The organism is Pseudooceanicola sp. (genome assembly GCF_029213205.1).
Classification (GTDB): domain Bacteria; phylum Pseudomonadota; class Alphaproteobacteria; order Rhodobacterales; family Rhodobacteraceae; genus Pseudooceanicola.
On the sequence record NZ_JARGNH010000054.1, the window covers coordinates 1 to 7560 of the forward strand.

General features: G+C 64.4%; 9 protein-coding genes. 6 read left to right on the forward strand and 3 right to left on the reverse strand.

Annotation, left to right across the window (positions count from 1 at the left end; all coding sequences use genetic code 11):
* Positions 1-70: 70 nt before the first annotated feature.
* Positions 71-1051: a zinc-binding dehydrogenase gene (locus P1U48_RS18010; RefSeq protein ID WP_301070699.1), complete on the reverse strand. Its 981-nt coding sequence runs from the start codon at positions 1049-1051 to the stop codon at positions 71-73.
* 47 nt (positions 1052-1098) lie between these two features.
* Positions 1099-1911 carry an SDR family oxidoreductase gene (locus tag P1U48_RS18015; protein ID WP_301070701.1) on the reverse strand — a complete coding sequence of 271 codons (813 nt, stop codon included), beginning with the start codon at positions 1909-1911 and terminating at the stop codon, positions 1099-1101.
* 402 nt (positions 1912-2313) lie between these two features.
* Between P1U48_RS18015 and P1U48_RS18020 the strand changes: the two genes are divergently transcribed.
* A complete protein-coding gene (locus P1U48_RS18020; protein ID WP_301070703.1) occupies positions 2314-2955 on the forward strand; it encodes a hypothetical protein in 642 nt (213 codons plus the stop codon).
* Here P1U48_RS18020 and P1U48_RS18025 read toward each other — a convergent pair.
* Positions 2952-3617 (reverse strand): SOS response-associated peptidase, encoded by a 666-nt coding sequence (locus P1U48_RS18025; protein ID WP_301070705.1) that lies wholly within the window; start codon positions 3615-3617, stop codon positions 2952-2954. The genes P1U48_RS18020 and P1U48_RS18025 overlap by 4 nt on opposite strands.
* A 209-nt stretch (positions 3618-3826) precedes the next feature.
* Here P1U48_RS18025 and hisD point away from each other — a divergent pair, with 209 nt between their 5' ends.
* The 5 genes from hisD to infA all read left to right on the forward strand — a co-directional run.
* Entirely contained in the window at positions 3827-5128 is a 1302-nt protein-coding gene (hisD, locus tag P1U48_RS18030) for a histidinol dehydrogenase (RefSeq protein ID WP_301070707.1), read from the forward strand.
* 162 nt (positions 5129-5290) lie between these two features.
* Positions 5291-5770: a UPF0262 family protein gene (locus P1U48_RS18035; protein ID WP_301070709.1), complete on the forward strand. Its 480-nt coding sequence runs from the start codon at positions 5291-5293 to the stop codon at positions 5768-5770.
* Positions 5771-5773: 3 nt separating this feature from the next.
* Entirely contained in the window at positions 5774-6229 is a 456-nt protein-coding gene (locus P1U48_RS18040; RefSeq protein ID WP_301070711.1) for a low molecular weight phosphatase family protein, read from the forward strand.
* A gap of 31 nt (positions 6230-6260) precedes the next feature.
* Positions 6261-7133, forward strand: coding sequence for a carbon-nitrogen hydrolase family protein (locus P1U48_RS18045; RefSeq protein ID WP_301070713.1), 873 nt, complete (start codon positions 6261-6263; stop codon positions 7131-7133).
* Positions 7134-7345: 212 nt separating this feature from the next.
* A partial coding sequence (gene infA / locus P1U48_RS18050) for a translation initiation factor IF-1 (RefSeq protein ID WP_301070715.1) occupies positions 7346-7560 on the forward strand: 215 nt, incomplete at its 3' end.

The following is a 7560-nucleotide window of genomic DNA, read 5'->3' on the forward strand; positions in this document are numbered from 1 at the left end:
AATCATGCGTGTGGGAATCCCCGCGATTCAGGTTTTTGGCGGGACGCTTTAGGCACGGGCGCGCCGGCGATCAGTTCCCCGGCGACACGGTGATCTTGCCGAAATGATTGTTGTCATGCATCTCGGCCAAGGTCTGGCGGATTTGCATCAGCGGCATGTCGCGATCCATCGGCATCTTGAAGCGGCCATCCTCGACATAGCGCCAGACATCTTGGCGAACCCGCTCATTGATCGCGGCGACATCGTCGATGGTGCGGGTGCGGAAGGTGACGCCGATATATTGGATGCGGCGCAGGGCATGCAGGTCAAAGTTGAACTCGCCGAGCTGCCCGGCCAGCCGTCCGACATTGACGATCCGCCCGCCCAGGGCGGTGCAGGTCATGGCCGCGTTGACATAGGGGCCTGAGAGCATGTCGACGATCAGATCGACACCGCTGCCGCCGCTCAGCTCCAGCACATGCTGCGCCCAGTCTTCGGCCGAGGGATCAATCGCGTGATCGGCGCCGTAGCTGGTCAATTGCCCGCGCCGCTGTGGATTGGTCGAGGTGCCGATCACCAGTGCCGCGCCGCAGGCCTTGGCGATCTGCATCCCCAGAATGCCGACCCCGGAGGAGGCGCCGAGGATCATCACCTTTTGCCCGCGCTGCATGGCGCCATTGATCAGCACCGCATCGACCATGGTGCGCAGGGCCACCGGGAAACAGGCGGCCTCGCGCCAGCCCATCCGGTCGGGCACCGTAAAGCAGCGCCGGTGATCGGCAACCGCATATTCGGCAAAGCCGCCGAGGCCCGAACACATCACCCGGTCGCCGGGCTGATAACCTCCGGCCTCGGCCCCGGCGCGGATCACCTCACCGGCCCATTCCAGCCCGAGCGGCGCGCCAACGCCGCCCGAGGACCCGTGTTTATGCCCCGCCGCCATGCCGAGATCGGCACGGTTCAACGCGGCGGCGTGGATCTTGACCAGCACCTCGTTTGGGCCCGGCGCCGGGATCGGCAGATCCCGCAGCTCCGGCCCGGCCTTGCCGACCACGGCGGCTTTCATCGACATCTCGCGCTCTCCTTGTCCGCATTTTGTCCGCAGTGGGTCGCCCTGGGTCAGCCTTCGCGATGGCGCCCGGCGGTGGCCCCGGCATCGACCGGCAGGATAACGCCAGTCACCCAGCGCGCGGCGTCCGAGGCGAGATAGGCCACCGCATGGCCGACGTCCCAGCCCGATCCTTCGACCTGCAGCAGCGACCGGTTCTTGCGGCTTTCGCGCAGGTTGTCGTCCATGCCACGGGTATAGACCATCGGCGTATAGACCATGCCCGGGCAGATGCAGTTCACCCGCACCCCGTCGCGGCCGTGATGGGTGGCCATTGCCCGGGTCATCTGCACCACCGCGCCCTTGGATGTCGGATAGAGCAGCTTGGGATGCCCGCCGAGAATCCCGGCGACCGAGGCGATATTGACGATCGAGCCCGAGCCGCGTTCGGTCATCCCCGGCAGGCAGGCCCGCGACATCAGCACCATCGAGGTGACGTTGACTGCCATCGCCTGATTCCAGGCGGCGATATCGACATCCAGCGCGGTGCCGTTCGGGCCACCGATGCCGACATTGTTGACCAGAATATCCGGCGCGCCCAGATCCTTGGTGATCTGCGCCACCGTGGTCTGACAGGCGGCTTCGTCGGTGACGTCGCATTTGTAGACCTTGGCGCTGCCGCCTTCGGCCTCGATCATCTTGAGCGTCTCATTGGCCCAATCGGTGTTTTCGTCGATCAGCGCCACCTTGGCGCCATGCCGTGCCAGCAGGATCGAGGCCGCGCGGCCATTGCCGATCCCGTCGGCGCGGGATCCGGCGCCGGTCACCACGGCGACCTTGCCGTCCATGGCAAAGGCCGATGGCACTGCCTGTGCGCCGCTCATCGCTGCGCCATCCCGGCGCGTGCGCCCTTGTATTGATAAGACATGATGCTCCTCCCTTGCGGCCCGCGCAATCGGCCGGGCCCGGGGGTATAATTTGCTGAACGCAGGGTAAAGTCCAATACTCAAAGGTAACATTCGATGCAAAAACCTGCGAACGGGCCGCCACCCGCCCGAATTTCGCCATTCTGATCGATGAAACAGGGAGAGCTCCCGCCGGGGCAATTGATGCGATGCCGCGAACGCACCGGCGTCGATTGCGAAACAATCGGCCTTAATGAGGCCAAAATCATCCGGTAAAACTTGATTGAAATCGACAAAGTCCGAGGACCGCCCAAGGACTGGCTGCGTCCAAAAACATGACCCGCGGCTGGGTCCAAGTCACGGCCCAAGAAAGGTAGACCAATGTTCACTCGTATTCTCAAGATCGCCTGCACCGCGGCGTTCGTCCTGATGGCCGGCGTCGGCGGTGCCCAGGCCCAATGGGGCTGGGGCTGGGGCTGGGGCAATAGCAATGGCAATGGCAATGGCAACAACGGCAATGGCAATGGCAATGGCAATGGTGGCAGCAACTCCAGCGGTCCGGAGTATTCGGTTCTGGAAGAGGTCGTTCCCTATACCGGCAAGACCCATGTGGTCATTTTTGTCGGTGACGCCGTGTTCCCGGCCCGCACCTATGCCGATTACGGCGACAGGATTCTGTTCGTGAACAAAACCTACAGCACCACCGGCGTCGAGGCGACGAATGAAACATGGTATTCTGATGACCTGTCCAGGAACGAAGGCTATCTGCTGTTGGTGCAAGAGGGGGTGAAAACCGAGTTTCGCGAAAAAGACGGGTCCAGCTACAGCAGCATTCAGGGTGATTTCCAGATCAACCAGATGCCGACCGAGGTCGATTATCCCGATTCTGAGGTTGGCATCGCGACGCTGCTCGGGCTTTGGGGCCTGCCGACGAGCCTGCTGAGCGACGCCTTGCAGGATGTGGCGGATGCACAGATTGCGGCGGGTGTCACCAATACGGTGTTGACCACGCTCGGCGGTTAGGGCGCCGAGAGCGGCGCGATCAGGCCCGGGCCAACGGCCCGGTTTGAGTTCACCTCGGGCCCGACCCGATGCATGTCAATCACCTCATCCGGCGCGGCTGTCATCAGCCGCGCCGCACCTTTTCCGGCTTCGCCCAGCCACAGCGGCCAGTCGTCCTGTGCCAGGATCACCGGCATCCGGTGGTGGATCACCGCCATCCTGCCGCGCGCCTCGGTGGTGACAATCGCGCAGGTGGCACAGGCGTCATCGCTCTGGCGCCAGTCCTGCCAGATCCCGGCCATCACCAGCGGCGCGCCATCGGCGCGGCGGATGAACCAGGGCAGTTTGGCGCCGTCCCGCCGCGCCCATTCATAGAATCCGTCGCAGGGGATCAGACACCGCCGGTCCCGGCAGGCGGCGCGAAATGCGGGCTTTTCAGCGATGGTTTCGCTGCGCGCATTGATCAGCAGCGGCCCGGCGTTGGGGGTCTGATACCAGTGCGGCAGAAAGCCCCAGCGCATCGCACTCAGCCGCCGCCCGCTGGCGCTGCGCGACACCACCGGGATCCGGGTGGTCGGACAGATGTTGTAATTCGGCGGCGCGGGCAGGTCATTGGCGGGGGCGGCTGCGAACAGCCGGGCCATCGCGTCAGTCGGCAGGGTCAGGGCAAGGCGTCCACACATGCGCGCAGACTAGCGCTTTGGTGGCGGGGCGCAAAGCGGCGGCGGTTTGCTGATGGCGAGGGCGGTCCGGGGTGGCGATTTCCTGGCGGAAATCGCGCAGCCTCCGGCGGGAATATTTTTGGCAAGATGAAGCGGCGGGGGGTGCCCGGGGTTGAGCGGCGCGGCGCGGATCGCTATGGGAGGCGCTAGCCAAGCAGGGGGCGAGTAGAATGCAGTTTCTGGCGACTGAGGACAGCGATTTCGAGGCCCGGTTCAGCGCGTTGCTGGCGGCCAAGCGCGAGGACAGCCCGGATGTCGACGATGTCGTGGCCGGGATCATCGCCGATGTGCGCCGCCGTGGCGATGCCGCAGTGATCGAGCTGACCGCGCGCTTTGACCGGCTGGCGCTGACCCCGGATATCCTGCGATTTTCGGCGGCCGAGATCGAGATGCATTGCGCCACCGTGCCAGAGGCCGAGCGCGCGGCGCTGGAGCAGGCGGCGGCACGGATCCGCGCCTATCACCAACGCCAGGTGCCACAGGATCAGACCTGGACCGATGCGGCGGGCGCCAGCCTTGGCTGGCGCTGGAGCGCGGTCTCGGCGGCGGGGCTATATGTGCCCGGTGGCCAGGCCTCTTATCCGTCCTCGGTGCTGATGAATGCGATTCCGGCCAAGGTGGCGGGGGTGGCGCGGCTGGCGATCTGCGTGCCGACCCCGGACGGGGTGGTGAACCCGGCGGTGCTGCTGGCGGCGCGGATTGCCGGGGTTGACGAGATCTATCGGATCGGCGGCGCCCAGGCGATTGCGGCACTGGCCTATGGCACCGAAACCATCGCGCCGGTGGACAAGATCACCGGCCCCGGCAATGCCTATGTGGCGGCGGCCAAGCGGCGGGTGTTCGGCAAGGTCGGCATCGACATGATCGCCGGGCCCTCGGAGATCCTGGTGATCGCGGATGCTGACAATGACCCGGATTGGATCGCTCTGGATCTGTTGAGCCAGGCCGAGCATGACGAAAGTGCGCAGGCGTTGCTGATCACCGATGACGCCGGCTTTGGCCAGGCGGTGGCGGCGGCGGTCGAACTGCGGTTGCAGAGCCTGCAGCGGCGGGTGATCGCCGCTGCGTCATGGCGCGATTTCGGCGCGGTGATCATTGTGCGCGATCTGGCTGAGGCCGCGGCGCTGTCCAACCGTATCGCGCCGGAGCATCTGGAGCTCTGCGTTGCCGATCCGGAGGCGCTGGCCGCCGAGTGCCACCACGCCGGGGCGATCTTCCTCGGCGCCTGGACGCCGGAGGCGATCGGCGATTACGTCGGCGGGCCGAACCATGTGTTGCCAACGGCGCGCTCGGCCCGGTTCTCTTCCGGCTTGTCGGTGCTGGATTTCATGAAGCGCAGCACCCTGGCCCGGATGACACCCGCCGCGCTGGCCGCAATTGGCCCGGCCGCAGAGGTGCTGGCGCGGTCCGAGAGCCTTGAGGCACATGGGCTGTCGGTGCGGGCCCGGCTGGATCGGTTGAACCAGGGATAATCTGCGAAAATGAGCGGCGCAGGCGGCCTTGAACCGGCGCTGTCGCTGGGCAATAGTCGCGCGACTAAATAGCCGGTTTGCGCTCGTCCGCTGGTATTTTGCTGCAACGCAGCATAGATTGTGCCAAGGGGAAGACCCAAGCGAACCAGAAGGGCCCACGCCATGTCCAGAATTGCCCATATCGAGTTGGACGACCGCAACCTGCCGCCGCCGACACCGGAGATCGAACAGGAGCGCAAGGTCGCGATGTTCGACCTGATGGAGGAGAATTCGTTCTCGCTTCCCAACCGAGATGACCGGGTCGTGCCGGACGGGCCCTACAGGGTCGGTCTGTCGATTCGCGAAAAGCGGCTGGTGTTTGATATCCGCACCGAGAATGACAGCCCCGCCGCCGAATTTCACCTGTCACTGGGGCCGTTCCGGCAGGTGGTGAAGGATTACTTTGCCATCTGTAAAAGCTACTTCGACGCGGTAAAGACCCTGCCGCCACATCAGATCGAAACCATCGACATGGCCCGCCGTGGCATTCACAATGAAGGGGCCAACATCCTGATGGAGCGGCTGGAGGGCAAGGCCGAGATCGACAGTGACACCGCGCGGCGGTTGTTCACCCTCATCTGCGTGCTGCATTTCGGAGGCTGACGCGTGGTTCAACCCCTTCCCCAGGCGGTGCTGTTTTGTTGCGATCACAACGCGGTGCGCTCGCCCATGGCCGAAGGAATCATGAAGCATTTCTATGGCACCGCCACCTATGTGCAATCGGCGGGGGTGCATAACGACCTTGAGATTGACGGCTTTGCCATCGCCGTCTGCAAGGAAATCGGGGTTGAAGTGTCGCGGCACCGGTCGCGCAGCTTTGATGAGATGCAGCGACTCGGCGACGACCTTGGCAGTTTCGACATGATCGTGGCGCTGTCGCCGGCCTCGCAGCGCCGTGCGCTGGATCTGACCAGGTTTTATCACCTGACCGTGGATTACTGGCCCATCATGGATCCGACCGCGATTGGCGAGACTCGTGAGCAAAAGCTGAATGCCTATCGCCAGTGCCGGGATCAGATCATCGCCCATGTGACCGATCGCTGGGGTCCGCCCCAACGCTGAGAAATCAGGCCGCACCGCCGGGGAAATCAGTATGAAAATCGCCACCGCCGCCTATCCGCTTGACTGGTTTTCCGGCTGGTCCGGCTATGAGGCCAAGCTCGGCACCTGGGTGGCCGAGGCGGCCGGGCAGGGCGCCGATCTGCTGGTCTTTCCCGAATATGGCGCGATGGAGCTGGTGTCGCTGTCTGGTGTGGAGGTGGCCGCCGACACCCGCGCGGCGATGCAGGCAGTCGCGGATCGGATGAGCGACGCCAATGCCCTGCACCGCGATCTGGCGCGCCGTCACCAGGTGTATATTCTGGGCGGTTCGGCGCCGGTCCGCGCCGCGGCGGGCTTTGTCAATCGGGCGCATTTCCACAGCCCGGCGGGCGAGACGGTGTTTCAGGACAAGCTGATCCTGACCCCGTGGGAGCGGGATCCGATGCAAGCGCTGGGGCAGGGGCCGCTGAAACTGTTTCAGACCGGGCTCGGAAACATCGCGATAAACATCTGTTATGACAGTGAATTTCCACTTCTTTCCCGGGCGCAGAGCGGCGCGGATCTGCTGTTGATCCCGTCGACCACCGAAGCTGCGTCGGGCTATTGGCGGGTGCGGATCGCGGCCCGGGCGCGGGCGCTGGAGGGGCAGTGTGTGAGCGTCATGGCCTCGACCATTGGCGCCTATCCCCGGCTGGAGCTGCTGGAGAGCAGCTTTGGCGGTGGCGGGATTTTTGTTCCCCCCGATGGCGGCTTTCCGGCGGATGGCATTCTGGCCTCGGGCGTGGTCAATCAGCCGGGCTGGACCCTGGCCGAGGTCGACCTGATTGCGATCCGGGCGCTGCGCGATCAGGGTGCGGTGCGCAACCGGACCGACTGGGCAGAAAGCCAGGACTTGGCCCCGGTCGAAACCGTCGATCTGCGCTGAACCCGGGCCAGAGGTGTCAGGCGGTTTCGTCGAAAACGCCTGGCAAAAGTCTTCGACGAAGGCTTTTCGGCGTTCAGGGCCGCAGTGCCGCCAGGCCACGGAGGTCGCTGAAAGCCAGGCGGGCCTGCATTATTGGCTTGAAAATCGCCCCTGATGGGACCATATCACGCGCACCCGCACACAGGTCGCGGGTGTCAATTGAAGGAGATCACATGGCCAAGGAAGACATTCTCGAATTCCCCGGTGTCGTGAAGGAACTCCTGCCCAATGCGACATTTCGGGTCGAACTTGAGAACGGCCATGAGATCATCGCGCATACGGCAGGCAAGATGCGCAAGAACCGCATCCGGGTTCTGGCCGGCGACAAGGTGCAGGTCGAAATGACCCCCTATGATCTGACCAAGGGTCGGATCAACTACCGGTTCAA